Source organism: Pantoea sp. Cr_R13 (assembly GCF_029222565.1).
GTDB lineage: Bacteria > Pseudomonadota > Gammaproteobacteria > Enterobacterales > Enterobacteriaceae > Pantoea > Pantoea eucalypti.
The window spans coordinates 750,177-776,429 of record NZ_JARHXL010000013.1 but is presented as its reverse complement, the minus strand read 5'-3'; the positions used below and the strand labels follow the sequence as shown (position 1 = coordinate 776,429).

General features: G+C 53.3%; 23 protein-coding genes and 2 tRNA genes. 16 read left to right on the top strand and 9 right to left on the bottom strand.

From position 1 onward, the window contains the following. Nucleotides 1-13 precede the first annotated feature (13 nt). The 5 genes from P2R09_RS11335 (at nucleotide 14) to xthA (ending at nucleotide 2,755) form a co-directional block, all read left to right on the top strand. Nucleotides 14-469 (top strand): YchJ family protein, encoded by a 456-nt coding sequence (locus tag P2R09_RS11335; RefSeq protein WP_275769750.1) that lies wholly within the window; start codon nucleotides 14-16, stop codon nucleotides 467-469. Nucleotides 470-523: 54 nt separating this feature from the next. After that, nucleotides 524-1,372, top strand: coding sequence for a formyltetrahydrofolate deformylase (purU, locus tag P2R09_RS11330; RefSeq protein WP_003852258.1), 849 nt, complete (start codon nucleotides 524-526; stop codon nucleotides 1,370-1,372). Nucleotides 1,373-1,516: 144 nt separating this feature from the next. Then, nucleotides 1,517-1,601, top strand: a tRNA-Tyr gene (locus P2R09_RS11325). 40 nt (nucleotides 1,602-1,641) lie between these two features. Beyond that, nucleotides 1,642-1,726, top strand: a tRNA-Tyr gene (locus P2R09_RS11320). A gap of 222 nt (nucleotides 1,727-1,948) precedes the next feature. Beyond that, nucleotides 1,949-2,755: an exodeoxyribonuclease III gene (xthA, locus tag P2R09_RS11315; RefSeq protein WP_033762790.1), complete on the top strand. Its 807-nt coding sequence runs from the start codon at nucleotides 1,949-1,951 to the stop codon at nucleotides 2,753-2,755. A gap of 33 nt (nucleotides 2,756-2,788) precedes the next feature. Here the strand turns inward: xthA and P2R09_RS11310 are convergent, their stop codons facing one another. The 3 genes from P2R09_RS11310 to P2R09_RS11300 form a co-directional block, all read right to left on the bottom strand. Beyond that, complete coding sequence (locus P2R09_RS11310) at nucleotides 2,789-3,100, bottom strand: DUF1496 domain-containing protein (RefSeq protein ID WP_154926320.1); 312 nt, start codon at nucleotides 3,098-3,100, stop codon at nucleotides 2,789-2,791. Continuing rightward, a complete protein-coding gene (locus P2R09_RS11305) occupies nucleotides 3,097-5,013 on the bottom strand; it encodes a DNA topoisomerase III (RefSeq protein ID WP_275769739.1) in 1,917 nt (638 codons plus the stop codon). The genes P2R09_RS11310 and P2R09_RS11305 overlap by 4 nt, the downstream gene beginning before the upstream one ends. 191 nt (nucleotides 5,014-5,204) lie before the next feature. Further along, nucleotides 5,205-5,756: an NAD(P)H nitroreductase gene (locus tag P2R09_RS11300; RefSeq protein ID WP_039660095.1), complete on the bottom strand. Its 552-nt coding sequence runs from the start codon at nucleotides 5,754-5,756 to the stop codon at nucleotides 5,205-5,207. Nucleotides 5,757-5,929: 173 nt separating this feature from the next. Here P2R09_RS11300 and sppA point away from each other — a divergent pair, with 173 nt between their 5' ends. The 3 genes from sppA to pncA all read left to right on the top strand — a co-directional run bounded on the left by sppA (nucleotide 5,930) and on the right by pncA (nucleotide 9,516). Beyond that, on the top strand, nucleotides 5,930-7,792 hold the full coding sequence (gene sppA, locus P2R09_RS11295; RefSeq protein WP_275769734.1) for a signal peptide peptidase SppA: 1,863 nt from the start codon (nucleotides 5,930-5,932) through the stop codon (nucleotides 7,790-7,792). Between the two features lie 85 nt (nucleotides 7,793-7,877). After that, a complete protein-coding gene (gene ansA / locus P2R09_RS11290; protein WP_008925303.1) occupies nucleotides 7,878-8,891 on the top strand; it encodes an asparaginase in 1,014 nt (337 codons plus the stop codon). A gap of 16 nt (nucleotides 8,892-8,907) precedes the next feature. Then, nucleotides 8,908-9,516: a bifunctional nicotinamidase/pyrazinamidase gene (gene pncA, locus P2R09_RS11285; protein ID WP_275769732.1), complete on the top strand. Its 609-nt coding sequence runs from the start codon at nucleotides 8,908-8,910 to the stop codon at nucleotides 9,514-9,516. A 39-nt stretch (nucleotides 9,517-9,555) separates the two neighbouring features. Here the strand turns inward: pncA and P2R09_RS11280 are convergent, their stop codons facing one another. Both P2R09_RS11280 and msrB read right to left on the bottom strand, forming a co-directional pair. Next, nucleotides 9,556-9,837, bottom strand: coding sequence for a DUF1315 family protein (locus tag P2R09_RS11280; protein WP_003852750.1), 282 nt, complete (start codon nucleotides 9,835-9,837; stop codon nucleotides 9,556-9,558). Nucleotides 9,838-9,842: 5 nt separating this feature from the next. Next, nucleotides 9,843-10,253, bottom strand: coding sequence for a peptide-methionine (R)-S-oxide reductase MsrB (gene msrB, locus P2R09_RS11275; RefSeq protein WP_003852748.1), 411 nt, complete (start codon nucleotides 10,251-10,253; stop codon nucleotides 9,843-9,845). A 341-nt stretch (nucleotides 10,254-10,594) separates the two neighbouring features. Between msrB and gapA the strand changes: the two genes are divergently transcribed. After that, on the top strand, nucleotides 10,595-11,593 hold the full coding sequence (gene gapA / locus P2R09_RS11270; RefSeq protein ID WP_003852747.1) for a glyceraldehyde-3-phosphate dehydrogenase: 999 nt from the start codon (nucleotides 10,595-10,597) through the stop codon (nucleotides 11,591-11,593). Between the two features lie 73 nt (nucleotides 11,594-11,666). Continuing rightward, nucleotides 11,667-12,566, top strand: coding sequence for a D-hexose-6-phosphate mutarotase (locus P2R09_RS11265; protein ID WP_275769725.1), 900 nt, complete (start codon nucleotides 11,667-11,669; stop codon nucleotides 12,564-12,566). On the opposite strand, the gene P2R09_RS11260 is transcribed toward P2R09_RS11265, so the two are convergent. Both P2R09_RS11260 and P2R09_RS11255 read right to left on the bottom strand, forming a co-directional pair. Then, the gene (locus P2R09_RS11260) at nucleotides 12,563-13,414 is read right to left on the bottom strand and encodes an aldo/keto reductase (protein WP_008925304.1); all 852 of its coding nucleotides are present in this window, start codon (nucleotides 13,412-13,414) and stop codon (nucleotides 12,563-12,565) included. The genes P2R09_RS11265 and P2R09_RS11260 overlap by 4 nt on opposite strands. A gap of 81 nt (nucleotides 13,415-13,495) precedes the next feature. Further along, nucleotides 13,496-14,245: a MipA/OmpV family protein gene (locus tag P2R09_RS11255; protein WP_003852740.1), complete on the bottom strand. Its 750-nt coding sequence runs from the start codon at nucleotides 14,243-14,245 to the stop codon at nucleotides 13,496-13,498. A 420-nt stretch (nucleotides 14,246-14,665) separates the two neighbouring features. Here P2R09_RS11255 and yeaG point away from each other — a divergent pair, with 420 nt between their 5' ends. The 6 genes from yeaG to P2R09_RS11225 all read left to right on the top strand — a co-directional run bounded on the left by yeaG (nucleotide 14,666) and on the right by P2R09_RS11225 (nucleotide 23,410). Next, nucleotides 14,666-16,600, top strand: a complete 1,935-nt coding sequence (gene yeaG / locus P2R09_RS11250; RefSeq protein WP_003852739.1) for a protein kinase YeaG — start codon at nucleotides 14,666-14,668, stop codon at nucleotides 16,598-16,600. An 85-nt stretch (nucleotides 16,601-16,685) separates the two neighbouring features. Then, complete coding sequence (locus P2R09_RS11245; RefSeq protein WP_090960440.1) at nucleotides 16,686-17,960, top strand: YeaH/YhbH family protein; 1,275 nt, start codon at nucleotides 16,686-16,688, stop codon at nucleotides 17,958-17,960. Nucleotides 17,961-18,208: 248 nt separating this feature from the next. Further along, the gene (locus P2R09_RS11240; RefSeq protein WP_003852737.1) at nucleotides 18,209-19,936 is read left to right on the top strand and encodes a potassium/proton antiporter; all 1,728 of its coding nucleotides are present in this window, start codon (nucleotides 18,209-18,211) and stop codon (nucleotides 19,934-19,936) included. Nucleotides 19,937-20,014: 78 nt separating this feature from the next. Next, on the top strand, nucleotides 20,015-20,248 hold the full coding sequence (locus P2R09_RS11235) for a DUF1480 family protein (RefSeq protein WP_003852736.1): 234 nt from the start codon (nucleotides 20,015-20,017) through the stop codon (nucleotides 20,246-20,248). Between the two features lie 376 nt (nucleotides 20,249-20,624). Next, nucleotides 20,625-22,091, top strand: coding sequence for an undecaprenyl-phosphate galactose phosphotransferase WbaP (gene wbaP, locus P2R09_RS11230; protein ID WP_008925307.1), 1,467 nt, complete (start codon nucleotides 20,625-20,627; stop codon nucleotides 22,089-22,091). Nucleotides 22,092-22,216: 125 nt separating this feature from the next. Continuing rightward, nucleotides 22,217-23,410: a multidrug effflux MFS transporter gene (locus P2R09_RS11225; RefSeq protein WP_275769716.1), complete on the top strand. Its 1,194-nt coding sequence runs from the start codon at nucleotides 22,217-22,219 to the stop codon at nucleotides 23,408-23,410. On the opposite strand, the gene dadX is transcribed toward P2R09_RS11225, so the two are convergent. After that, nucleotides 23,403-24,473 carry a catabolic alanine racemase DadX gene (dadX, locus tag P2R09_RS11220; RefSeq protein ID WP_275769714.1) on the bottom strand — a complete coding sequence of 357 codons (1,071 nt, stop codon included), beginning with the start codon at nucleotides 24,471-24,473 and terminating at the stop codon, nucleotides 23,403-23,405. The genes P2R09_RS11225 and dadX overlap by 8 nt on opposite strands. 19 nt (nucleotides 24,474-24,492) lie before the next feature. Further along, the gene (locus P2R09_RS11215) at nucleotides 24,493-25,794 is read right to left on the bottom strand and encodes a D-amino acid dehydrogenase (RefSeq protein WP_275769712.1); all 1,302 of its coding nucleotides are present in this window, start codon (nucleotides 25,792-25,794) and stop codon (nucleotides 24,493-24,495) included. Nucleotides 25,795-26,253: the final 459 nt, after the last annotated feature.

The window sequence follows — 26,253 nt, the reverse complement described above, 5'->3', positions numbered from 1 at the left end:
CTCTGGAGATAATGTGTCAGAAACCTGCCCATGTTGTAGCGGAGAGCAGTATAGCGTATGTTGCGAGCCCTTTCTGCAGGGCAACCAAATTCCTTTTACAGCTGAACAACTTATGCGATCCCGTTATTGCGCCTATGTTCAGCATAATGCGGAGTATCTGGTTGCGACCTGGCATCCTTATAAACGCCATCCCGGCATGTCAGGGCTTTTATCTGAAAGTTTCCCGGGTACCGTTTGGCTTAGCCTGAATGTAACCCGTTGTAATCATGGAAGCCATGAGAACGAAACTTTCGTCACCTTTTTTGCGCGATACCGCGAGAACGACAACATTCATGCCATTCATGAGTGTTCACGCTTTCTTCGTGAGGATCAACGCTGGTACTATGTTGACGGTACAGCACCGCCCGTGGGGCGTAACGATCCCTGCCCATGTGGCAGTGGCAAAAAATACAAAAAATGTTGTGGTTAAGCTGATGGCTGCCCAGCGGTTTACCCCTAATGCTTTGACAGGACTCTGATTGAGATGCAAGCGCAAACCATGCAAAGAAAAGTTTTACGAACCATTTGTCCCGATGCAAAAGGTCTGATCGCCAAAATCACCAATATTTGTTACAAGCACGAACTCAATATCGTGCAGAACAATGAGTTTGTTGATCATCGCACCGGGCGTTTTTTCATGCGCACCGAGCTGGAAGGGATTTTCAACGATAACACCCTGCTCGCCGATCTCGACAGCGCTCTGCCACAGGGTTCAGTGCGTGAACTGCACAGCGCCGGTCGTCGTCGCGTGGTGATTCTGGTCACCAAAGAAGCGCACTGCCTGGGCGATCTGTTGATGAAGAGCGCCTTTGGCGGCCTGGATATGGAGATCGCGGCAGTCGTCGGTAATCATGATACGCTGCGTTCGCTGGTTGAGCGTTTCGATATTCCCTTTGTTCTGGTGAGTCACGAGGGGCTGACGCGGGAAGAGCACGATAACCGCATGGTGGAAGAGATTGATCGCTATCAGCCCGACTACGTGGTGCTGGCAAAATATATGCGTGTCCTGACGCCTGCTTTCGTGCAGCGTTATCCGAACCAGATCATTAATATTCACCACTCGTTCCTGCCCGCCTTTATCGGTGCCCGTCCTTACCATCAGGCTTATGAGCGCGGCGTGAAGATCATCGGTGCCACCGCGCACTATGTGAATGACAATCTCGATGAAGGCCCCATCATCATGCAGGATGTGATCAACGTCGATCACAGCTACACCGCTGATGAGATGATGCGCGCCGGTCGCGACGTAGAAAAGAATGTTCTGAGCAATGCACTCTACAAAGTTCTGGGGCAGCGCGTCTTCGTTTATGGCAACCGCACGATTATTCTTTAATCAGCCAGCGCGCTGAATTGTCTGCAGATTCAGCGCTACGCGTAAAAAGTGGGCAAACAGATGTTGTTTTGCCAGTGGGCGCTTTACACCTTTATCGCATTTGGTATGATGCGCCCCGCTTTAAGAGAGAAAGATTCAGGCCATGGTGGGATTCCCGAGCGGCCAAAGGGAGCAGACTGTAAATCTGCCGTCACAGACTTCGAAGGTTCGAATCCTTCTCCCACCACCATCTGAATCTGAAACATCTTAAGCCACGTCAATATATCCCTGGTGGGATTCCCGAGCGGCCAAAGGGAGCAGACTGTAAATCTGCCGTCACAGACTTCGAAGGTTCGAATCCTTCTCCCACCACCATCCTGCATGTCGTACGAAACTCCCAAACCTTTATTTAAGCTTCCTGATCTGCGGGGAGAGGGATGAGAACCTTCGATCAAGGTTCGTGTGCAGCATCGCCCTTCTGCCCTACCCGATAATTCCTTACCCGCTTTCGACCAATCTTCCCCTGTTCTGCCATGACTTTATGCATAAAAATCGTTACCATCTTCGGCTATCACTTGCTGAACAATGGTCGATCTCATGAAATTTGTTTCATTTAACATCAATGGGTTGCGCGCCCGCCCGCACCAGCTTCAGGCGCTTGTCGAACAGCATCAGCCCGATGTGATCGGTCTGCAGGAAACCAAAGTTCATGATGACATGTTCCCGCTGGAAGAGGTGTCAAAGCTCGGTTATCACGTCTTCTATCATGGGCAGAAAGGCCATTATGGCGTGGCATTGCTCACCAAAGCTCAGCCCGTGTCGGTCAGTCGGGGATTTCCGGATGATGACGAAGAATCCCAGCGCCGTCTTATCGTCGCGGAAATCCCCAGCCCGATTGGCGATATCACCGTAATTAACGGCTATTTCCCGCAGGGAGAAAGTCGTGACCATCCCACAAAATTTCCGGCTAAAGAGAAATTCTACCGCGATCTGCAACGTCTGCTGACCGACGATCTGCCTGCTGATAAGCCGGTTCTGATTATGGGCGACATGAATATCAGCAGCACCGATTTGGATATTGGTATTGGTGAGGATAACCGTAAGCGCTGGCTGCGCACCGGCAAATGCTCATTCCTGCCGGAAGAGCGCGAATGGATGGATCGCCTGCTGAGCTGGGGACTGGTTGATACCTGGCGTGAGCACAATCCGGAAGTTGCGGACCGTTTCTCATGGTTCGATTACCGTTCGAAAGGGTTTGATGATAATCGCGGGTTACGTATTGATCTGGTGCTGGCAAGTAAAAACCTGGCGTCACACTGCGTCGAGACCGGCATTGATTATGCTATCCGGAGCATGGAGAAACCTTCTGACCATGCACCCATCTGGTCAACCTTCCGCTTTTAACTGACGGTCGCGTGGCAGAGCGCCACGCGACGGCTATTTGACGATCTTCCAGATCAGGTTGTTGGTGCCAATGGAGTGTTCATCACGGGTGCATTGCAGTAACACACCCTCTGATTTCACCACCGCGCCTTCCGTATAGTTACGGTTCTCAAAGATACAGCAGCGAAGACAATCTGGCTGACGTCGCTCAGCCTGCGTCCAGGCTTCGGGAGGGATATCTACTACCACATCAGTATTCCCACCGCTGTTACCCTGCGGTGGCATCGACTGATAACGACTGTTCGCCTGCGCTGCGCTGGTCGCCAGCGTCAGGGCGATGACCAGTAATACTGAATAACGCCTCATTCCGTCTCCTTCACTTTACGCCTGGTTTTGCGCACCGGACGTTTCTGTCCGGTGGACGGTAATCCCCGAAATGCATGCGCCGCAGGCTGCTGTCGCGCCTGCTGGATAAGCGTCGTTAAGGTCTGCACCAGCGGCTGCATGAACTCATCATAGCGGCAGGCCTTTTCACTGATACGCGTCAGTGTCGATTCCCACTGCGCGGTCATATCCGGGCGGGCAGCCAGATCGGGCAACGAGTGAATCAGGGCACGTCCGGCATCAGTCGAATTGATGTAACGGCCCTTCTTCACCAGGAAGCCACGACGAAACAGTAATTCGATAATGCCGGCGCGTGTGGCTTCCGTTCCTAAACCATCGGTCACACGCAGCACTTTCTTTAATTCTTTATCCTGGACAAAACGGGCAATACCGGTCATCGCGGAAAGAATGGTGGCATCGGTAAACGGGCGCGGCGGTTGTGTCTGCTTCGCCAGCACCTCGCCCCGCTCGCACAGAAGCTCATCCCCTTTTGCCACCACCGGCAGCGGCATACCATCATTCTCTTCATCCCGCTCTTTACTGCCCAGCAGCGCGCGCCAGCCTGCTTCTGCAAGAAAACGCGCTTTCGCCACGAATTTTCCGCCCGCAATATCAAGGTCGATGACGCATTTGCGGAACACGGAATCGGGGCAGAACTGCATCAGATACTGGCGCGCCACCAGCTCATAAATATTCTGCTCGTTTTCACTGAGCTTAACCGCGCTGGAACGCGCCGTGGGGATAATGGCGTGGTGGGCATCCACTTTTTTATCGTCCCAGCAGCGGTTTCTGCGATCGGCATCGAAGTCTCCGGGCGGGATCAGCTGCGACTGATGGGCTTGTATCGCCTTTAATACCGCATGTCTACCGGCAAAATGCTCTTCCGGCAGGTAGCGGCTGTCTGAACGGGGATAGGTAATCAGTTTATGCGTTTCATAGAGCCGCTGGCAGGTATCCAGCACCGTCTGCGCACTCAGCCCGTAGCGTTTAGCCGCCTCGATTTGCAGGCTGGAGAGGGAGAATGGCAGCGGAGCCACTTCATTTTCACGCTTATCACTGTAAGCGGTGACCGTTGCAGGCTGGCCGGTAATGCGCGCCACCACATGATCGGCCAGCGCACGCTTGAGCAGACGGCCCTCTTCATCCTGCCACGGCTCACAGGCTTCGCTGGGGATCCAGCTGGCGATAAACTGAGTGCCATCAGGCGTTATAATATGGGCCTTCACTTCGAAGTAATCTTTCGGCACGAAGTTTTCGATCTCTTCATCGCGCCGGACGACCAGCCCCAGCACCGGCGTCTGTACGCGGCCAACCGACAGCACACCGTCATAGCCCGCATTACGCCCAAGAAGTGTCCAGGCACGGGTCATGTTAATACCATAGAGCCAGTCAGCACGCGCGCGGGCCAGCGCGGAAATGCATAACGGGATAAACTCGCGATTCTCACGCAGGCGGTTTACCGCCCGGTCCACCGCCTGAGGATTGAGATCGTTGATCAGGCAGCGCTGCACGTTTTTACGTTTTTCTGGTGGCAGATTCAGGTAATCGAGTACCTCATCCACCAGCAACTGCCCTTCCCGATCCGGGTCACCGGCATGCACCACTTCGCTCGCCTGCGCCAGCAATCCCTCAACCACTTTCAGCTGCTTCGCGACCGAGGGACGAGGTTTAAGCTGCCACTTATCCGGAATGATCGGCAGATCGGCCAGCGACCAGCGCGCATAACGGCTGTCATAACTGTCGGGTTGTGCCTGCTCCAGAAGATGGCCTACGCACCAGGTGACGATCTGATCGTTGCCGCAGGCAATGAAGCCATCACCGCGTCGATGCGGTTTCGGTAATACATCCGCGATAGCACGCCCAAGGCTCGGTTTTTCCGCAATAAACAAACGCATTGAATCAGGTAATCCTTAACATCAGGGGAACACGTTGATAACCGGTTATTCGCTGTCGGTTTGCATCTCGCGGGCTATGTTAGCCTGGCTGCTCTTCTGGCGTAAGCGTGATACGCGGTGTTAGCGATCGTTCGCACAGGAACCGTGCAAAAGGCAGGGCTGAACAGCACCCTGCCCGAACCCGCAGACAATCAGAAGTAACGGACGAAAGGGGCAGTGTCTGGCGGGAGCACAGTAGTGCTGGATTTCAGTTGCGGGGTGCCCAGATAGAGGAAGCCGACGATAGCATCCTGCTCGCGGCAGCCAAAGGCATGGCGTACCTGCTCGTCATCGGTCCAGGCACCACTGCGCCAGATACCGTTGAAGCCCTGGGCCACGGCCGCCATCTGCATCGCCATCACGGCACAGCTTGCTGAGGCGATCTGTTCCCAGCGCGGCACTTTATGGTGCTCTTCGCAATGCGCCACTACCGTGATGATCATCGGCGCGCGAAACGGTGCCTGGCTCGCTTTGTTAATCGCCTTTTCATCCAGCTGATTATCGCGTGCTGCTTTCTCCAGCAGCTGGCTCATCCGGTCGCGGCCCTCATTTTCTACAATAATAAAACGCCAGGGCTGCAGCGTCCCATGATCCGGTGCGCGCATGCCAGCCCGCAGAATGTTTTCCAGCGCGTCACCTGCCGGTGCCGGCTCGGTCAGGCGTGAGGCCGAACGTCGGTTGACCAGTAATTCAAGTGCGTCCATGTTTCTCTCCCGATCTCTGTAATGTGGCCGTTATCCTGGCACAGGCAGATTTTTTGTAACAGTGCACAGTGATTTCCTGCTGACTTTTAACACGCCGCTCTTTAGGATGAGCTCGTCGGGGAAGTCTGGTCCGCGCGGCGGCCACTTCCTGCTACATATTTATGGAGAGTCTGATGCGCACATTGTGGCGAATAATTGCAGGTCTGTTCCGCTGGAGCTGGCGGGTATTGAATTTTATCAGGGAATTTATTCTGAATATTTTCCTGATTTTGTTGATTGTGGTGTGTGCAGGGATCTGGCTGCAGGTCAGCGGATCGGGCAGCAGTTCAGCGCCGGTTCAGCAAGGCGCACTGAAAGTCGATCTCAGCGGCGTACTGGTGGATAAACCCTCGGTGAGCAATCGTCTGAGTAAAATCGGCCGCCAGCTGCTGGGTGCCAGCAGTGACCGCCTACAGGAAAATTCGTTGTTTGATGTGGTCGACGCGATTCGCCAGGCAAAAGGCGACAGCAACATTAAAGGCATCGTGCTGGATTTACGCGAATTTGCCGGCGGTGATCAGCCTTCGCTGCAATATGTCGGAAAAGCATTACGGGAATTCCGTGACAGCGGTAAGCCGATTTATGCACTGGGTGACAGCTACAGCCAGGCGCAATACTACCTTGCCAGCTACGCCACTAAAATCTACCTGTCGCCGCAGGGCAGCGTGGATCTGCATGGTTTCGCCACCAACGGGCTTTATTACAAAACGCTGCTGGATAAGCTGAAAGTCACCTCACACGTTTTCCGTGTCGGGACTTATAAATCCGCGGTAGAACCGTTCCTGCGTGACGATATGTCCACTGCTGCACGGGATGCTGACAGCCGCTGGGTCGGTCAGCTGTGGCAGAATTACCTGAACACCGTGGCGGCCAATCGTCAGATTACGCCTGAGCAACTTTTCCCGGGCGCGGCGGCAATCATTGCCGGATTGAACGCGGTGAAAGGCGATACCGCGCAATATGCACTGGATAATAAGCTGGTTGATACGCTGGGTTCCCGAGCAGCAGCCGATGAAGAACTGATAAAAACCTTTGGTCTGGATAAGCAGAGCAATGATTATCGCAGCGTCAGCATTTATGACTACAGCGTGAAACCGGCAGGCTCTCAGCAGGATGGCAACATCGCCGTCGTCATGGCCAGCGGAGCCATCATGGATGGCGAAGAGACGCCGGGCAACGTCGGTGGCGACACCACGGCAGCTCAGATTCGCGATGCGCGTCTTGATCCGAAAATTAAAGCGATCATTTTACGGGTGAACAGCCCGGGCGGCAGCGTCACGGCTTCTGAAGCCATTCGTGAAGAGCTGGCAGCGGCGCAGACCGCGGGCAAGCCGATCGTGGTTTCTATGGGCGGTATGGCGGCATCCGGTGGTTACTGGATCTCAACACCCGCCAGCTACATCGTGGCGAACCCGAGCACGCTAACCGGCTCGATTGGCATCTTTGGCGTGATCAATACGCTGGAGAACAGTCTGGACAGCATTGGCGTGCACACAGATGGTGTCGCGACCTCCCCGCTGGCGGATATCTCTACCACCAAAGCGTTGCCAGCCGAAGTTCAGCAGATGATGCAGCTGACCATCGAAAATGGCTACCGCAACTTTGTGGGTCTGGTGGCGAAGTCGCGTCACAAAACGCCAGAGCAGATTGATGCCATTGCCCAGGGCCACGTCTGGACCGGCAGCGATGCAAAAGCCAATGGTCTGGTTGATGCGCTGGGTGACTTTGATGATGCCGTGAAGAAAGCAGGCGAGCTGGCGAAAGTCGATAAACCTATGCTGAGCTGGTATCAGGATGACCCGAGCTTCCTGGATATGATGCTGAGCCAGATGAACGCGTCTGTGCAGGCAGTATTGCCGGATACGCTGAAAGCCTGGCTGCCAGCGCCGATGCTGGATGTGATGAGTGCCATGAAAGCCCAGCCGGGTCTGTTTGACAAGCAAAACGATCCTCAGAACCGTTACGCCTTCTGCCTGAACTGCGGCGAAGTGCGATAAACCTCTCAGCCCGGCCGCTGGTCGGGCTGCTTTTCCCCGCTATTCCCCTTATACTGCGCGTTTTATGGCGAGTCTGAGTTCTCTGATGCAAAAGAAAAATATCTATGTAGCCTACACTGGCGGGACAATCGGTATGCAACGCTCGGCGCAGGGCTATATTCCGGTCTCCGGACACCTCCAGCAGCAGCTGGCAAACATGCCCGAGTTCCACCGCCCTGAGATGCCTGATTTCACTATTCACGAATATCAGCCGCTGATCGACTCTTCCGACATGACACCGGAAGACTGGCAGTCTATTGCCGAAGATATTCGCCAGAACTACGATCGTTACGATGGTTTTGTGATTTTGCATGGCACGGACACCATGGCGTTTACCGCTTCAGCCCTCTCTTTTATGCTGGAAAATCTGGCTAAGCCGGTGATTGTGACCGGGTCGCAGATTCCACTGGCTGAGCTGCGCTCAGATGGCCAGCAAAATCTGTTAAATTCGCTTTATGTCGCGGCTAACTATCCGATCAGCGAAGTATCACTGTTTTTTAATAATACCCTTTATCGCGGCAACCGTACGACCAAGGCCCACGCTGACGGCTTTAATGCCTTTGCTTCGCCAAACCTTTCTGCGCTGCTGGAAGCGGGCATTCATATTCGCCGCCTGAATACACCACCCGCCCCGTCCGGTCAGGGCGAGCTCAGGGTCCACACGATTACGCCTCAGCCTATTGGTGTGGTTACCATCTATCCTGGGATTTCAGCAGACGTCGTGCGTAACTTCCTGCGTCAGCCCGTGAAAGCGTTGATCCTGCGTTCTTACGGCGTGGGTAACGCACCGCAGAACAAAGAATTCCTTGCCGAACTGCAGCAGGCCAGCGAGCGCGGCATCGTGGTGGTGAACCTCACTCAATGTATTTCTGGCAAAGTGAATATGGGCGGATACGCTACCGGCAATGCACTGGAACATGCTGGCGTAATCAGCGGATTCGACCTCACTGTAGAAGCAGCATTGACCAAACTACACTTTTTACTCAGCCAGGATCTGTCGGCCGATCAAATCCGTGCAAGAATGCAGCAGAATCTGCGCGGCGAACTGACTGAAGACTGAAACGGAGCGACAAATAATGAAGCGGGCACTCATCATTATTGATATCCAGAACGATTTTTGCCCAGGCGGCCCCATGGCCGTTCATGAGGGTGACCATACTGTTGAGGTGGCAAATCGTTACGCGCGCATGTTCCGTGAAAACGGTGAGTGCGTTCTGGCCCTGCAGGACTGGCACCCGGCCGATCACGGCAGTTTTGCCTCAGTTTCAGGCGAGCCGGTTTACACCCTGGGCGAATTAAATGGTCTGGCGCAGATCTGGTGGCCCGATCACGGTATTCAGGGCTCAGCGGGCGCAGATTTTCATCCCGGTCTGGATCGCTCGCTGTTTGATGCGACATTCCACAAAGGCGAAGATCATGATGTCGACAGCTACAGCGCCTTTTTTGACAACGGTCATCGCCGTAAAACCGAACTGGACAGCTGGCTGCGTGAGCGTGGCATTACCCACCTGGTGATGCTGGGGCTGGCGACGGACTACTGCGTGAAATACAGCGTACTGGATGCGCTGGAGCTGGGGTATCACGTTGAGGTGGTTAAAGAGGGTTGCCGCGGAGTGAATCTGAATCCAGAGGACAGTGAGATCGCCTTTGCACAGATGACCGCTCAGGGCGCTATTTTGATTTAAAGATAGAGCTGGCTCGACGCCAGCTCTATTTCGTGCAGATTAGTGCAGATGAATCCGTGTTACATCCGGGTCGATGCCGAACTCCTCTTTCAGTTCTTTTTTCGACTTCATCACCATCTCGCCACCTTTACCGATGGTCATATGCTGTGGCGCGTCGTTGTGCCTTGCCTGCCACATCATTACCAGTTGCAGGCAGTTGTCACGCTGCTCCTGAGTCAGCGCCACACCATCCGGCCACTTACCAATCTCAACCGCAGTCGCCAGCCGCTGATAAACTTCAGGTGTCATTGACGCAAGCATTGCTTCAAGTTGTTCCTTCATTGCCGTTACCCTTTGGTCTGTTCGCCCTGCTCGTCGGTAAAATTCAATGAGGCGGAGTTAACACAGTAGCGTTCGCCAGTCGGTTGCGGGCCATCGGGGAAGACGTGCCCCAGATGCGCATCACAACTGCCACAGCGGATCTCAACACGCTGCATGCCATGTGAATTATCTTCGATGTAACGAATCGCATCATCACTCACTGGCTGATAAAAACTGGGCCAGCCACAGCCAGAATCATATTTGGTCTCAGAGAGAAAGAGTGGCGCCTCACAGACCAGGCAGTGGTAGATCCCTTCCTGCTTGTTGTGGAGCAGTGCGCCGCTGTAGGGCGGTTCCGTTCCGCGCTGCTGTGTCACATAACGCTGCATCTCTGTCAGCTCGGCGATTTTTGCGTCGGTTGCGGTGTCTTTAGCCATTTTAGGATTCCGGGGAAGTGCCATTCTGAAAAATTCGACTATTATTCTAACAAATGATCAACATAACCCGGGTCTTTTTTTGTGCTCACCCTTTCAGCCCGTCTGCTGCTAAGCGGATTTGTGACTTCGATCACCTTTTGTTTCGGGCATCCCTATATATTCGGCGATTGAAACGACGAAGCGCGATATGATGAGCGGCGCGCAAGCGGTTGCGCATCGAATAATTCCTTTCAGGCGAATTGACCTGTCGCAACAATTGACACGATTCCGCTTGACGCCTGGTAAGGTTTTTGTAATTTTACAGGCAACTTTTATTCACTAACCAATAGCTGGTGGAATATATGACTATCAAAGTAGGTATCAATGGTTTCGGCCGTATCGGTCGCATCGTTTTCCGTGCTGCTCAAAAGCGTTCTGACATCGAAATCGTTGCTATCAACGACCTGCTGGACGCGGATTACATGGCGTACATGCTGAAGTATGACTCTACACACGGTCGTTTCGACGGCACCGTAGAAGTTCAGGATGGCGCACTGGTGGTTAACGGTAAAAAAATCCGTGTTACTGCTGAACGTGATCCAGCGAACCTGAAGTGGGATGAAGTGGGCGTTGACGTTGTTGCTGAAGCAACCGGTATCTTCCTGACTGACGAAACCGCACGTAAACACATCACCGCTGGTGCTAAGAAAGTCGTTCTGACCGGTCCATCTAAAGATGACACCCCAATGTTTGTTCGTGGTGCAAACTTCGACAAATATGATGGCCAGGATATCGTTTCTAACGCTTCCTGTACCACCAACTGCCTGGCACCACTTGCCAAAGTGATCAACGACAAGTTCGGCATCGTTGAAGGTCTGATGACCACTGTTCACGCGACCACTGCAACCCAGAAAACCGTTGATGGTCCGTCTCACAAAGACTGGCGCGGCGGCCGCGGCGCATCGCAGAACATCATCCCTTCATCAACTGGCGCAGCGAAAGCCGTTGGTAAAGTTCTGCCAGAGCTGAACGGCAAACTGACCGGTATGGCATTCCGCGTACCTACCCCTAACGTTTCCGTTGTTGACCTGACCGTGCGTCTGGAAAAAGCGGCGTCTTACAAAGAAATCTGTGCTGCAATCAAAGCAGCTGCAGAAGGCGAGATGAAAGACGTTCTGGGCTATGTTGAAGATGACGTGGTTTCTACCGACTTCAACGGCGAAATCCTGACTTCAGTGTTTGACGCTAAAGCCGGTATCGCGCTGAACGACAACTTTGTGAAACTGGTTTCCTGGTACGACAACGAAACTGGCTACTCAAACAAAGTTCTCGACCTGATTGCACTGGTTTCTGCTAAATAAGGCAGCCAGACAGCATTGAGAATAAGGGCGACTTCGGTCGCCCTTTTTTTATCCGTACAGGAAGGAATCGAACATGCAAGATAAGCTGTTTACTCTGCCGGTGGTTAATCAGATTTCCCCTTACCTCACCCAGCGTCAGGTAGGTGAACTCCCGGCGATTGTCATCAGTCACCCAAAAGTTCGGGCTGCGATCACCCTGCAGGGCGCGCATCTGATCGCCTGGCAGCCAAGCGGCGAAAAGCCGGTGCTCTGGCTGAGCGATAAGAGTCTCTTCTCACCGGGCAAAGCAATTCGTGGCGGTGTCCCCATCTGCTGGCCGTGGTTCGGCCCTGCAGGCGAACCGGCACACGGTTTTGCCCGTATTCAACCGTGGAAGCTGACTGCGCATGATGAGAATGAAGATGGCGTGATGCTGACGCTGGTGCTGGAGAGCAACGCACAGACGCTGAAGCTCTGGCCGCATGAGTTTACCCTGATTGCCCGCTTCCGCCTGGGCCAGCATTGTGAGATCGAACTTGAAGCCTACGGTGACTTCGAAGCCACAGCAGCGCTGCACAGCTACTTTACCGTCAGCGACATCAACGGCGTTGAGGTTTCCGGTCTGGGCAATAGTTTTATCGACAAGGTGAATAACGGTGAAGCTGGCCGCAGCGACGGCAAGCAACGTTATCCGGGACGCATCGACCGTATCTTTACCGCCGCAGAAGATTGCTCGGTGATCAATGATACGGTGGGTGAACGGCAGATTGAGGTTTATCACCACCACCACAGTGACGTTGTCACGTGGAATCCGGGTGTGGAACTCTCCTGCAGCATGTCGGATATGGCGAATGAGGGTTATAAAACCATGGTCTGCGTGGAGACGGCGCGCATCAGCAAACCGTTACGCAGCGCAGGTGAGAAGCCAGCACGCCTGGCCACGACTTTCCGCCTGAAGAAGAAAGCCGCAGCGGGCGACAAGGTCAGCGGCTAAACGATATCAAGCGGTAACTTATGCTGTGGTGCTGGCCAGGCACGATCGATGAGCTGCAACTCTTCATCGGTCAGGACGACCTCCAGTGCCGCAGCATTTTCCTGAACGTGAACGACTGAGCTGGCTTTGGGAATGGCAATCACCCCAGGCTGACGAATGACCCAGGCCAGCAGAAGCTGCGCGACGCTAATGCCCTTCTGTTGTGCAATCTGCGTCAGTACCGGGTCGGTAAAGAGTGAGTCCCGCAGCCGTCCTGCCTGTGCCAGCGGACAGTAGGCCATTATCGGCATCTCACGCTGCTGACATGCCGGCAGCAGATCAAATTCAATACCGCGTGACGCCAGATGATAGAGCACCTGATTGGTCGTACACTGACTTCCTTCCGGTTCATCCCACAGTTCTGCCATATCGTCTGTGTCAAAATTCGAGACGCCCCAGTGACGGATCTTGCCCTGCTGCTGCAGGCGTTCCATGGCGCGCAGGGTCTCTTCCAGTGGAACATTACCGCGCCAGTGCAACAGGTAAAGGTCAAGATAATCGGTCTGCAGACGGCGCAGGCTGCGCTCACAGGCTTCAATAGCATCCACTTCGCCTGCATTCCACGGATAGACTTTTGATACCAGCAGCGCCTTGTCGCGACGCCCCAGCATGGCCTGCCCGACCACCTCTTCGGCTCCGCCGTCGGCGTACATTTCGGCGGTATCAATCAATTGCAAACCACATTCAAGACCTGCCTGCAGTGCAGCGATTTCAGCGGAACGCTGCGCCGGATTTTCGCCCATGTACCAGGTGCCCTGGCCAATGACCGGCAGATTGTTGAAGTCAGCAAAGTTAATCGTGTTGCGCATTCTGCTCTCCCGCCCCCTTTCGGGGCCCTGTAAAAGAACAGAGGGCAATAAATGCCCTCTTTTGGTGCGAATGAAGCGTTATCAGAAGGTGTAGCTGATACCTGTCCAGATTAACGCCTGCCCGCTTTTATCAATCATCGGGCTGTCTTTGATTTCGCTGTCAAAGCGCGTGTAGCGTCCTGTGAGGCTGGCATTCCACTGCGGAGAAATCTGATAGCTGGCATTCAGCTCAACGTAAGGGGACCAGCTGTCATCAGGCGTATAGCGACTGATGCCGGTCCGGGCGCTTTCATGGCCGGAGACACCGTAGTAGTAACGGTTTTGATTGGCGCTGTTCCAGATAGCACCGATGCCCGGAGTAAGACTGAAGTCGCCCATCTCAAAGCGATAAAGGTAGGTTAAATCCCACATCATCCCGTTGCTGTTGTTCAGCACATCGCCCAGTAATGAAGTACGGACAATACCCCAGTCAGCAACGTGACGATACGTTGCGCCACCCATCAGCGTCATACGGCGTTTATCCAGCCCTTTCATGTCGCCCAGGTCATTCTCGCTGGGTTTGTACTCCTGCGGTGAACCCAGCAGCGTCAGCGAAAGCTGGTTCTGGGGATCTTTCCACAGATAGTAGCCACCCTGCAGGCTGCGGAACCAGAAGTCTTCACCCTCATAGTTGATCACCGGAAGGGGGATATAGCGATCCTGACCGCCGCGATAAGGTGACTGGGCATAGAGTACCGACGCACCAAGAGAAAGCGGTGCGGCAAAGGCCTGCGAGCTCAGTAAATAACAAGGCAGAAGTGCAACAAGCGTCTTAAATTTGAATTGGTTCACAATTTATTCATTCCATAAATATAACAATCAAACAGGAAGTCTAACGTTTTTTTACGGCTGCATTAACTTATATCGAATTCCTTTAAGTTACTCACCAATCAAAGTGGCATTTAAGGTTAAAAACACGTTAAGTTAAAGCATCACCCATATGAACTCATCTCACGACAAACCTGAATTACTCTTGATCTTCCCCTCATTCACCTAAACCCGTGGAGGAAATTTCCTAGAAGCCATCTACAGTTAGAAGTAACAGCATAGAATTTGACCGAGCAGAGTAACCACAAACGTTGTGTATCCCGATAAAAAAGATCAGGTTGGCATAAGGGTTGCTGTACTCAACAGAGAATATCTTCCGGGAGCTGCTACAAGCCATTAATTGTGCTCCTTACCTGTGCTAAAAACGAAAGGACGGGCATCGCTATGAATATATTCGATCACTATCGTCAGCGTTATGAAGCTGCCAAGGACGAAGAGTTCACACTGCAGGAATTTCTTGCTATCTGTAAGCAGGATCGCAGTGCATACGCCAACGCTGCAGAGCGACTGTTAATGGCTATCGGAGAGCCGGTAATGGTCGACACTGCTCAGGAGCCACGCCTTTCCAGAATATTCTCCAACCGTGTGATGGGACGCTATCCAGCGTTCGAGGAGTTTTACGGCATGGAGGAAGCGATTGAACAGATCGTCTCCTACCTGAAACATGCCGCTCAGGGACTGGAAGAGAAGAAACAGATCCTCTATTTGCTGGGGCCGGTCGGTGGCGGTAAATCCTCACTGGCGGAACGGCTTAAGTCGCTGATGCAGCGAGTGCCTATTTATGTGCTCAGTGCCGACGGCGAACGCAGCCCGGTAAATGACCACCCTCTTTGCCTGTTTAACCCGCAGGAAGATGCGCACATTCTTGAAAAAGAGTATGGCGTACCGCGCCGCTACCTCGGCACGATTATGTCGCCATGGGCCGCTAAACGTCTGCACGATTTTGGTGGTGATATTTCACGTTTCAAAGTCGTTAAAGTCTGGCCGTCGATTCTGGAACAGCTGGCGATCGCCAAAACTGAACCCGGCGATGAGAACAACCAGGATATCTCTGCGCTGGTGGGTAAAGTGGATATCCGTAAACTGGAAAACCATGCGCAAAACGATCCCGATGCCTACGGCTACTCCGGTGCTCTCTGCCGCGCGAACCAGGGCATCATGGAGTTCGTCGAGATGTTTAAAGCGCCGATTAAAGTGCTGCATCCGTTACTGACGGCGACGCAGGAAGGGAACTATAACGGTACCGAAGGCATTTCGGCCCTGCCGTTTAACGGCATTATTCTGGCGCACTCCAACGAATCTGAATGGGTGACGTTCCGTAACAACAAGAATAATGAGGCGTTCCTTGACCGTGTCTATATCGTCAAGGTGCCCTACTGCCTGCGGGTCTCTGAAGAGATCAAAATCTACGACAAGTTGCTTAACCACAGTGAGCTGGCGACTTCGCCCTGCGCACCCGGCACGCTGGAAACGCTGGCACGCTTCTCTATCCTGTCGCGCCTGAAAGATCCTGAGAACTCCAGTATCTATTCCAAAATGCGGGTGTACGATGGTGAAAGCCTCAAAGATACCGATCCTAAAGCGAAGTCCTGGCAGGAGTATCACGACTACGCCGGTGTGGATGAGGGGATGAACGGTCTCTCGACCCGCTTTGCCTTTAAAATCCTGTCACGGGTGTTTAACTTCGACCACGCTGAAGTGGCCGCCAACCCGGTTCATCTGTTCTATGTGCTGGAGCAGCAGATTGAACGTGAGCAGTTTCCACAGGATCAGGCAGAGAAATACCTTGAACATCTTAAAGGTTATCTGATTCCTAAATACGCTGAGTTTATCGGCAAAGAGATTCAGACTGCTTATCTGGAGTCCTACTCAGAGTATGGTCAGAACATCTTTGACCGCTATGTCACTTATGCTGACTTCTGGATTCAGGATCAGGAGTATCGCGATCCCGATACCGGACAGCTGTTTGATCGTGAATCGCTCAATGCGGAACTGGAGAAAATTGAGAAACCCGCTGGTATCAGTAACCCGAAAGACTTCCGTAATGAGATCGTCAATTTTGTGCTGCGCGCCAGAGCACACAATAATGGTCGCAATCCAAACTGGACCAGTTACGAGAAGTTACGCACAGTAATTGAGAAGAAAATGTTCTCGAATACCGAGGAGTTACTGCCGGTGATTTCGTTCAATACCAAGACCTCTACCGATGAGCAGAAAAAACATGATGATTTTGTCGATCGCATGATGGAAAAAGGCTATACCCGCAAACAGGTTCGCCTGCTGTGTGAATGGTATCTGCGTGTACGTAAATCGTCCTGATAGAGGTAAGCTTGCCGGTAAGTGATACCGGTCTGACAGGGTCGGGTGCGCCCGACCTGCTTACAATGTAGTTTGGGGGAATACCATGGCCTATTTCATCGATCGCCGGCTTAACGGTAAGAACAAGAGCGCGGTTAACCGCCAGCGCTTTCTTCGCCGTTATAAGTCGCAAATTAAGCAGTCGATCTCCGAGGCCATCAATAAACGCTCGGTGACCGACGTCAGCAGCGGTGAGTCCGTCTCTATACCTATTGACGACATCAATGAGCCGATTTTCCATCAGGGACGCGGCGGGAATCGTCATCGGGTCCATCCGGGTAACGACCATTTTGTGCAGAATGACCGTGTTGAGCGTCCACAGGGCGGCGGCGGTGGTGGCAGCGGACAGGGTAATGCCAGTCAGGATGGTGAAGGACAGGATGAGTTTGTCTTTCAGATCTCGAAAGATGAGTACCTTGACCTGCTGTTTGAAGATCTTGCCCTGCCTAACCTGCGCCGCAACCAGCATCGTCAGCTTAATGAATATAAGACTCACCGTGCCGGTTTCACCTCTAACGGCGTACCAGCCAATATCAGCGTCGTGCGTTCGCTGCAGAACTCACTGGCGCGTCGTACCGCAATGACGGCAGGGAAACGCCGTATGCTGCATGAACTGGAAGAGACGCTGCAGGAGATTGAGAAATCTGAACCGGCTCAGTTGCTGGAGGAGGAGCGGCTACGCAAAGAGATCGCTGAATTGCGGGCGCGCATCGAACGGGTGCCCTTTATCGACACCTTCGATCTGCGCTACAAAAACTTCGAGAAACGCCCGGAGCCTTCCAGCCAGGCGGTCATGTTCTGTCTGATGGATGTCTCAGGTTCGATGGATCAGGCCACCAAGGATATGGCGAAACGCTTCTATATCCTGCTTTACCTGTTCCTGAGCCGCACCTACAAGAACGTTGATGTGGTTTATATCCGTCATCACACGCAGGCCAAAGAGGTGGACGAACAGGAGTTCTTCTATTCTCAGGAGACGGGCGGCACCATCGTGTCCAGTGCACTGAAACTGATGGATGAAGTCGTGAAAGAACGCTATGACCCGGCGCAGTGGAATATCTACGCAGCGCAGGCATCGGACGGTGACAACTGGGCGGACGATTCACCGCTCTGTCATGAGATTCTGGCCAAGCATATTCTGCCGGTCGTGCGTTATTACAGCTATATCGAAATTACCCGCCGTGCGCATCAGACGCTGTGGCGTGAGTATGAGCATCTGCAGGCAACATTCGATAACTTTGCCATTGAACATATCCGCGAGCCGGAAGATATCTATCCGGTGTTCCGATCGCTGTTTCATAAACAGGCAACGGAAGCCTGACCCACCAAGCCGGTTAATCACCGGCTTTTTTTATCTGCCGAATAACCTGCTAAAACAGTCTGTTTTCTCCCGCTTGCCTGCCAACCCCCTCATTCTTCACATTAATCTGATTCCATACCCTCTTAAGCAATTCGTATAATGATCATTTTCACAATGACAACTCCTTGATAAAACATTATCTTTCAGAGATAGCATGGATATTTGTCAGCAGTTGCTGCAGCGCACTGTCATATCTCAGGAGACCGGGTTTGAACCACACTATTGTCTACAGTCTTTTTATCATCGGTTCCGTGCTGGTAGCATCGAGCATTCTGCTCAGCTCTTTCTCATCCCGACTGGGCATCCCTATTCTGGTTATCTTCCTCGCACTGGGTATGCTCACCGGTGTTGATGGTATCGGCGGCATCGCTTTCGATAACTATCCCGCGGCTTACTTAATTTCTAACCTGGCGCTGGCAATCATCCTGCTGGATGGCGGTATGCGAACCAAAGCCAGCTCGTTTAAAGTCGCGCTCGGGCCTGCGCTGTCGCTGGCCACCGTCGGCGTGATGATCACCGCAGGTTTAACGGGCGTCGTGGCCGCATGGCTCTTTAACCTCGACATGATGCAGGGCTTCCTGATTGGCGCCATTATTGGCTCTACGGATGCTGCCGCAGTCTTCTCACTGCTGGGTGACAAAGGCCTGAATGAGCGCGTCAGCTCCACGCTGGAGATTGAATCGGGCAGCAACGACCCGATGGCCGTGTTTCTCACCATTACACTGATTGAAATGATTGAACAGGGCCGCAGCGGTCTTGACTGGATGTTCCTGGTGCATCTGGTACAGCAGTTCGGTCTGGGTATCGTATTAGGCCTGGGCGGCGGCTGGGCGCTGCAGCAACTGATAAACCGTATCAGTCTGGCTCCTGGCCTTTACCCGTTGCTGGCGTTGAGTGGCGGCATTCTGGTGTTCGCTCTGACCACGGTATTAGAGGGCAGCGGCATTCTGGCGGTCTATCTCTGTGGCTTCTTACTAGGCAACCGCCCGATTCGTAACCGCCACGGCATTCTGCAGACCTTTGACGGTATGGCCTGGCTCAGTCAGATTGGCATGTTCATTGTGCTGGGGCTGCTGGTCACACCCTCTGATTTGTGGCACATCGCGGTGCCAGCCATGCTCCTCTCGCTGTGGCTGATTCTGGTGGCACGTCCGCTGTCGGTCTTTATTGGCCTGCTGCCATTTCGCAACTTCACTACCCGTGAACGGGTCTTTATTAGCTGGGTCGGCTTACGTGGTGCGGTACCGATTATTCTTGCGGTCTTCCCGATGATGGCAGGCCTAGAGAACGCTTCGCTCTATTTTAATATCGCTTTCTTTGTGGTGCTGGTCTCCCTGATGCTGCAGGGCACCTCACTGGGCTTTGCCGCCAAAAAAGCCAAAGTGGTGGTGCCGCCAACCGCTTCACCTATCAGCCGTGTGGGTCTGGATATTCATCCGGAAAATCCCTGGGAGCAGTTCGTCTACCAGCTCAGCGCCGACAAGTGGTGTGTCGGTGCCGCACTGCGTGATCTGCAGATGCCACGCGAGACGCGTATCGCTGCCCTTTTTCGTGACAATGTGCTGATGCATCCCAATGGCGGGACGCGTCTGAAAGAGAACGACGTTATCTGCGTCATTGGCCGCGAGCGCGATCTTCCCGCGCTGGGCAAGATGTTCAGTCAGTCACCGCCGGTTTCGCTCGACCAGCGCTTCTTCGGTGACTTTATTCTGGATGCAGAAGCTCGCCTGCGCGATGTTGCGCAGATTTACGGACTGGAACTGGATGAGAGCACTAATGATCAGCAGTCACTGGGACAGCTGGTTCTGGCTATGCTCGGCGGTTCACCGGTGGTCGGCGATCAGGTGGAGTGGAATCAACTGACATGGACTGTCGCTGAGAAAGAGGATAATCGTATTGTGAAAATTGGTGTCCGGCCAGCGGAAGAGAAGGAATAATCCTAATGATTCAGCCACGTTATTTTCTCTCAATACGCTAAGCTTAACGTTCTATGCCAGTAAAAACGGGAGAAATGAATGGGACACGTGGTTAAAATTGGTCGTTATGAGATTGTTGATGCCGATCTTGGCGGTGAGAATCCGGACACTGTCAGTATCCCCTGTCACACTAATCCCGGTTTAATTACGCAACTTGATGGCTGGGATCGTGATACCAGCGTCCCGGCCTGGATTGATGGGGAACCTGTGAATCTGCAGATCGGCCATTACGATAAACAGCAGGACCGCTGGATTTTAAAGAAACCTGCCTGATGCGCGATCATTACCGCCAGTCGTCAGATTCGGCGGTAATTCCTAAAAAGCGTCTTAAACAGTTTGGTTATAACTGACCCCTTCCTTATTTTATCTAATAAAATCAGCAATCTAGCTATTTAAAACTTTAATCAGTTTTGATGTTTTCAGATTTTTTCCGTATTAACTCTGTCAAATAACTCCTGCATACTCATTCTCAATGCTGCAACATTCCGTGATTATCATCACGCTTTAATCGTTATCTTTTTTGCAGCTGTACTGGCTTTACTGACTGCAACAGACTGAAAATTATTTTTTAATTTTTCAGAGGCCCACTCCTGAGCGCGCACCTGATTCTGGTCAGGCCATCTTTTACTTGAGAAAGAGAGCAGGTTTTATGGCAAGTACATTGATAATGAATAGCCCGAGCCGCTCATGGAGCGGCACGCGTAAAAATATCATCGTGAAATTCGCCCTGAGCTTTTCCGATCTGATTGCACTTAATCTGGCACTGTTTTTATCTGCCGCGACGATACAAGGTATTTGGGGCGAACTGGATACCTTTATTCCACCGCACCAGATCGAATATCGTTTCGTGGCACAGTTTATTATGTCAGTAATGTGTACCGGCTGGTTCTGGGTACGTCTGCGTCACTATACTTATCGCAAACCGTTCTGGTTTGAGCTGAAAGAGATCGTTAAAACATTATTTGTTTTTTCACTGCTCGACCTCGCACTGATCGCTTTTTCTAAATGGGACTTCTCCCGCATGGTGTGGGTCTTCAGCTGGACATATGCCCTGCTGCTGCTCCCACTGATGCGTGCTCTGGTGAAACGCGCCATCAATAAAGCGGGCCAGTGGCAGAAAGAGACCATCATTATCGGTTCCGGCCGCAATGCCACCGAAGCTTATGCGGCGCTGCAGAGTGAAGAGATCCTGGGCTACAACGTGCAGGCCTTTATCTCGGTTGATGATGTTCCTGCCCAGCAGAGCGTGAATGGCGTGCCCGTTATCACCTGGAAAGACATTAACTGGCAGACCATTGACCGTGATAACGTGCAGTTTATTGTTGCCATGGAGTATGAGCAGCAGCCAATGCGCGATCGCTGGCTGAAATTCCTGTCGAAGATGAACTGCCGTTCAGTCTCAGTGATCCCAACGCTGCGCGGTGTACCGCTTTATGGTACGGACATGTCCTTTATCTTTAGCCATGAAGTGATGATCCTGCGCGTCAGCAACAACCTGGCGAAACACTCCTCCCGTTTCATGAAGCGTGCCTTTGACATCGTTGTGGCGTCAATGCTGCTGCTGTTCCTTGGCCCGATCTTCGCTCTGCTCTGCTACATGGTGAAACGCGATGGCGGCAATGCAATTTATGGTCACGAACGTGTGGGCCAGAATGGCAAAAAATTCAAATGCCTGAAATTCCGTTCCATGGTGACCAATTCAAAAGAGGTGCTGGAGAAATTACTGGCAACCAGTGAAGAGGCGCGGATTGAGTGGGACAAAGATTTCAAACTGAAAAACGACCCGCGCGTGACCCGTATTGGTAGCTTCCTGCGAAAAACCAGTCTGGATGAGTTACCGCAGCTATGGAACGTGATCCGCGGCGAGATGAGCCTGGTGGGTCCGCGTCCGGTTATCGAAGCGGAGCTGGAGCGTTACGCGGGTGATGTCGACTATTACCTGATGGCTAAACCCGGCATGACAGGTCTTTGGCAGGTCAGCGGACGTAACGATATCGACTATGACACCCGCGTCTACTTTGACTCCTGGTATGTCAAAAACTGGGCGCTCTGGACCGATATCGCGATCCTGTTTAAAACCGCAGGGGTGGTATTACGCCGCGACGGCGCCTACTAGGCCTTTAATGCGATGCCTGTTTACAGCAGGCATCGCACTTTCCGCACGACTTCCTCTATCTTTTTTACCTCTGAATCATTACCCTCTTCGATCGTTTTTCAACAGAACGTTACCCTCTGGTTGTTATGCAAAAATTTACGCTGCTGTTATTAAGCCTGGTGCTGCTGGCACCCTTAGGCATTGATCTCTATTTGCCCACGCTGCCACAAATCGCAGAAGGGCTGGATACGCCGGTTAATCTGGTTCAGACCACGATTCCACTGTTTCTGCTGGTCATGGGGCTGGGACAACTGGTCACGGGTCCGCTGGTGGACAACTATGGCCGCAAGCCAATTGCCCTGCTTGGACTTGCGCTTTACATCGCCGGCAGTGCTATCGCTGCCACGGCAACGTCATTCCCGCTGTTCGTCCTTGCTCGTCTGGTGCAGGGCTGTGGCGTCTGTTGTAGCGCCGTTGTCGCCTTTAGCGGCGTGCGCGACCGCCTGAGTGGCGATGATGCCGCACGTGCCTATGGATTCCTGAACGGCGCACTGAATATCGTTCCGGCACTCGCTCCGTTACTGGGTGGCCTGCTGGCCAGCGCCTTTGACTGGCGCGCGCCCTTCTGGTTCCTCTGCGCCTACGGTCTGCTGATTACGCTGCTGGTGATTATCTGGCTGCCCGAGACGCGCCCGGCAGATACCCTGCGGGTGAAAGGATTACCGGTTAAGCAGTACGCTGAAATTCTGCGTCAGCCGCGTTTTCTGGCGTTCGCTTTTGCCAATGCCGGTGCGCTTGGCATGGTGCTGACCTATGTGTCGCTGGCACCACAGGTATTAATGACCGAAGGCGGCCTGACGCCGATCCAGTTCTCGTTTGCTTTCGGGGCCAACGGTTTCTGGATTATGTTTGTCAGCATGTTTGTGAATAAAGCGATTCGCAAAGCGGGTCGCCCTTTCTGTCTGGCAATGGGGTTTTTAACGATGCTGCTGGGCGCGGTGCTACTGATGGCGGGAACGCAGATATTTCCGGCGGAAATGCAAACACACTGGGCGCTCTACATGTTCCCGGTGGCGGTATCGGTTGCCGGACTGGCCTTTACGGTAGGACCCGCCACCAGCTATGCGCTGGAGCCGTATCAGCAACAGGCAGGCGTGGCGTCCGCCCTGCAGGGATTTATTCAGATGGCCGGTGGTGCAGCAGGCAGCCTGGTAATCGTTGCGCTGCCGGTGGCGGAGAAGCTCTCGCTGAGCCTAATGATGCTGCTGGGTGCAGCGCTGGCGTTTATCGCCTGGCGCTGCAGCAGAAAGATGCGCGGCAGCCTGAACGCGCTTAAATAACGGTGACCGGAACGCGGGGTGCCAGGGCGCACATCAGCTCATACCCTACCGTTCCGGCTGCTTTTGCTACCTGATCGATTTTCACCTGCTCACCCCAAAGCTCAACGGCTGAGCCAATGCCAGCCTGAGGGCAAGGCGTTAAGTCCACGGTAATCATATCCATGGAGACGGCTCCCACCACCTGCGTCATCACACCATCGACGCAGACCGGGGTGCCGGTTGGGGCATGACGCGGATAGCCATCAGCGTAACCGCAGGCCACCACGCCAATCCGCTGCGCCGTGCTGGCATGATAGCGATAGCCGTAACCCACGCCATCGCCAGCCTGTAATTGCTGAACCGCGATAATCTCACTGCTTAAGGTCATCACCGGCTGCAGGCCACTGCCTGCAATGTCCTGCCAGTCACCGCTGGGCGATGCGCCATAGAGAATAATGCCAGGACGAACCCAGTCAAAATGCGCTTCAGGATGCCATAAGGTGCAGGCGGAGTTAGAGAGCGATCGCGGGCAGCTCAACCCTTCTGCCGCCTGCTCAATGCGCTGCAGCGGTGCAACTAAACCCTGCGGATTTTCAGCATCGGCGAAATGCGCCATCAGCGTCATCTCACCCACATTGCTCAGCGCCCGCAGTTTCTGCCACGCGCCGTTGACCTGCTCCGGGCGAAAGCCCAGACGGTTCATCCCGCTGTTCATTTTGAGATAAATATCAACCGGGGCAGAGAGTTGGGCACTGGCCAGTGCTTTGATTTGCCAGTTGCTGTGCACACTCGTAGTCAGACGATAGCGATCGATTAACTGCAAATCTTCTGGCTGGAAAAATCCCTCCAGTAACAGAATCGGTTTTTTCCAGCCCTGCTCACGCAGCTGGATCGCCTCCTCCATATTAAGCAGTGCGAAGCCGTCAGTGGCAGATAACGCCTCGCGGACGCGTTCAATTCCATGGCCGTAAGCATTCGCTTTCACCACTGACCAGACGCGGGATGCAGGTGCCGCCTGGCGAACGACCGCCAGGTTCTGACGTAACGCCTGCTGATTGATGGTAGCGATAATCGGACGTGACATCCTCTCTCTCCCTGAAGACTTAACGAGTTGCGTTGGCGTTACGCAGCGGCGATGACGTCGCCGCGAAACCGGGTAAGTAGCGGAACACCGCTAAGTCATCCGCCGCAATGGCAGGCTTTTTACCGGAGATGAGATCGGCCAGCAGCTGACCAGAACCACACGCCATCGTCCAGCCCAGCGTACCGTGACCGGTGTTGAGCCAGAGATTGGAGATTGGCGTGGCACCCACAATCGGCGTACCGTCTGGCGTCATCGGACGCAGCCCGGTCCAGAAACTCGCCTGCGCGACATGACCGCCTTCAGGATAGAGATCACTGACGACCATCTCCAGCGTTTCCCGACGTGCTTCAGTGAGTTTGGTGTTAAAACCAACAATCTCTGCCATGCCACCCACACGAATACGATCGTCAAAACGGGTCACCGCCACTTTGTAAGTCTCATCCAGAATGGTCGAAACCGGCGCAGCGTCAGGATTTTTAATCGGAATGGTCAGAGAGTAGCCTTTTAGCGGATAGACCGGGATATCAATGACATTTTTTAACAGCGCGGTGGAGTAGGAACCAAAGGCCACCACATAACTATCCGCCTTGATGATCTCCTCACCACACTTCACACCATAAATACGATTGCCATCGCGCAGCAGATGATCGACCGGAGTATTAAAACGGAAAACGACGCCCGCCTCTTCGGCCATTTTTGCCAGACGCTGGGTGAAAAGCTGACAGTCGCCGGTTTCATCGTTGGGCAGCCGTAATCCGCCAGTGAGTTTATGCTGCGTTGCCGCCAGGGCTGGCTCAACGCGTGACAGTTCATGCGCCTCTAACAGCTCATAGGGCACGCCCGCGTCGCGCAGCACGGCAATATCTTTGCTGGCGCTCTCAAACTGCTGTTGAGTGCGGAACAATTGTAATGTTCCACCCTGACGACCTTCATAGGCGATGCCGGTCTCTGAACGCAGCGCTTTCATGCAGTCGCGACTGTATTCCGCAATCCGTACCATGCGGCTTTTGTTCTGCTGATAGTGGTTGATGTCGCAGTTACGCAGCATGCGCCACATCCACTCCAGCTGAAAACTGCTGCCATCCAGCCGGATAGCCAGCGGCGCGTGGCGCTGAAACATCCACTTCACTGCTTTCAATGGCACGCCTGGCGCGGCCCAGGGTGCGGCATAACCGGGTGAGATCTGACCGGCATTACCCGCGCTGGTCTCCATCGCCGCCGCGGGTTGACGATCGATGACGGTTACCTGATGTCCGGCGCGCGCCAGATACCAGGCGCTTGCCACTCCCACCACACCACTTCCAAGAATTACAACGTGCATAGCTCCCCCACCCGGCATGTAAAAGCATAATTCACTGTTAAGAAGATGATAGTCAGCGGATTTACACAGCGGACACCACCCCATAAATTCAGCATCCATTTCACATCTTTTTCACTTTTCAGGTAACTAAAATCTTGCCGTCCGGCTAATTTCAGCGCTTTATGCGCCTTAATCACGAAAGACAGAAATAAATGACAATAGAGGCAGTTAAATCTGCACATTGCAGGAGAATCCTTCAACCCCATACATTCCGCTTATAAACAGGATGATATTCCGCGTTTCAAATTAATGGTCGCATTAAAGGCTGTTAAATTTTCTGCTGCAACACTCTTAATGATTTTGTGCCAAAGAATTCATTTGAGTTCGCATTTCGGATAAGCGACAGTGGGCTATCATTGTTGTGTTCGCTCAGTTTTTTTCGGGTTCCCTTTTTCAGGACGAAGCCTTAAATAACCAGAA

Excerpts from the sequence above, each read along its gene's own strand:
- purU (WP_003852258.1), top strand. The coding sequence starts at position 524 with ATGCAAGCGCAAACCATGCAAAGAAAAGTTTTACGAACCATTTGTCCC.
- xthA (WP_033762790.1), top strand. The coding sequence starts at position 1,949 with ATGAAATTTGTTTCATTTAACATCAATGGGTTGCGCGCCCGCCCGCAC.
- P2R09_RS11310 (WP_154926320.1), bottom strand. The coding sequence starts at position 3,100 with ATGAGGCGTTATTCAGTATTACTGGTCATCGCCCTGACGCTGGCGACC.
- P2R09_RS11305 (WP_275769739.1), bottom strand. The coding sequence starts at position 5,013 with ATGCGTTTGTTTATTGCGGAAAAACCGAGCCTTGGGCGTGCTATCGCG.
- P2R09_RS11300 (WP_039660095.1), bottom strand. The coding sequence starts at position 5,756 with ATGGACGCACTTGAATTACTGGTCAACCGACGTTCGGCCTCACGCCTG.
- sppA (WP_275769734.1), top strand. The coding sequence starts at position 5,930 with ATGCGCACATTGTGGCGAATAATTGCAGGTCTGTTCCGCTGGAGCTGG.
- ansA (WP_008925303.1), top strand. The coding sequence starts at position 7,878 with ATGCAAAAGAAAAATATCTATGTAGCCTACACTGGCGGGACAATCGGT.
- pncA (WP_275769732.1), top strand. The coding sequence starts at position 8,908 with ATGAAGCGGGCACTCATCATTATTGATATCCAGAACGATTTTTGCCCA.
- P2R09_RS11280 (WP_003852750.1), bottom strand. The coding sequence starts at position 9,837 with ATGAAGGAACAACTTGAAGCAATGCTTGCGTCAATGACACCTGAAGTT.
- msrB (WP_003852748.1), bottom strand. The coding sequence starts at position 10,253 with ATGGCTAAAGACACCGCAACCGACGCAAAAATCGCCGAGCTGACAGAG.
- gapA (WP_003852747.1), top strand. The coding sequence starts at position 10,595 with ATGACTATCAAAGTAGGTATCAATGGTTTCGGCCGTATCGGTCGCATC.
- P2R09_RS11265 (WP_275769725.1), top strand. The coding sequence starts at position 11,667 with ATGCAAGATAAGCTGTTTACTCTGCCGGTGGTTAATCAGATTTCCCCT.
- P2R09_RS11260 (WP_008925304.1), bottom strand. The coding sequence starts at position 13,414 with ATGCGCAACACGATTAACTTTGCTGACTTCAACAATCTGCCGGTCATT.
- yeaG (WP_003852739.1), top strand. The coding sequence starts at position 14,666 with ATGAATATATTCGATCACTATCGTCAGCGTTATGAAGCTGCCAAGGAC.
- P2R09_RS11245 (WP_090960440.1), top strand. The coding sequence starts at position 16,686 with ATGGCCTATTTCATCGATCGCCGGCTTAACGGTAAGAACAAGAGCGCG.
- P2R09_RS11235 (WP_003852736.1), top strand. The coding sequence starts at position 20,015 with ATGGGACACGTGGTTAAAATTGGTCGTTATGAGATTGTTGATGCCGAT.
- wbaP (WP_008925307.1), top strand. The coding sequence starts at position 20,625 with ATGGCAAGTACATTGATAATGAATAGCCCGAGCCGCTCATGGAGCGGC.
- P2R09_RS11225 (WP_275769716.1), top strand. The coding sequence starts at position 22,217 with ATGCAAAAATTTACGCTGCTGTTATTAAGCCTGGTGCTGCTGGCACCC.
- dadX (WP_275769714.1), bottom strand. The coding sequence starts at position 24,473 with ATGTCACGTCCGATTATCGCTACCATCAATCAGCAGGCGTTACGTCAG.
- P2R09_RS11215 (WP_275769712.1), bottom strand. The coding sequence starts at position 25,794 with ATGCACGTTGTAATTCTTGGAAGTGGTGTGGTGGGAGTGGCAAGCGCC.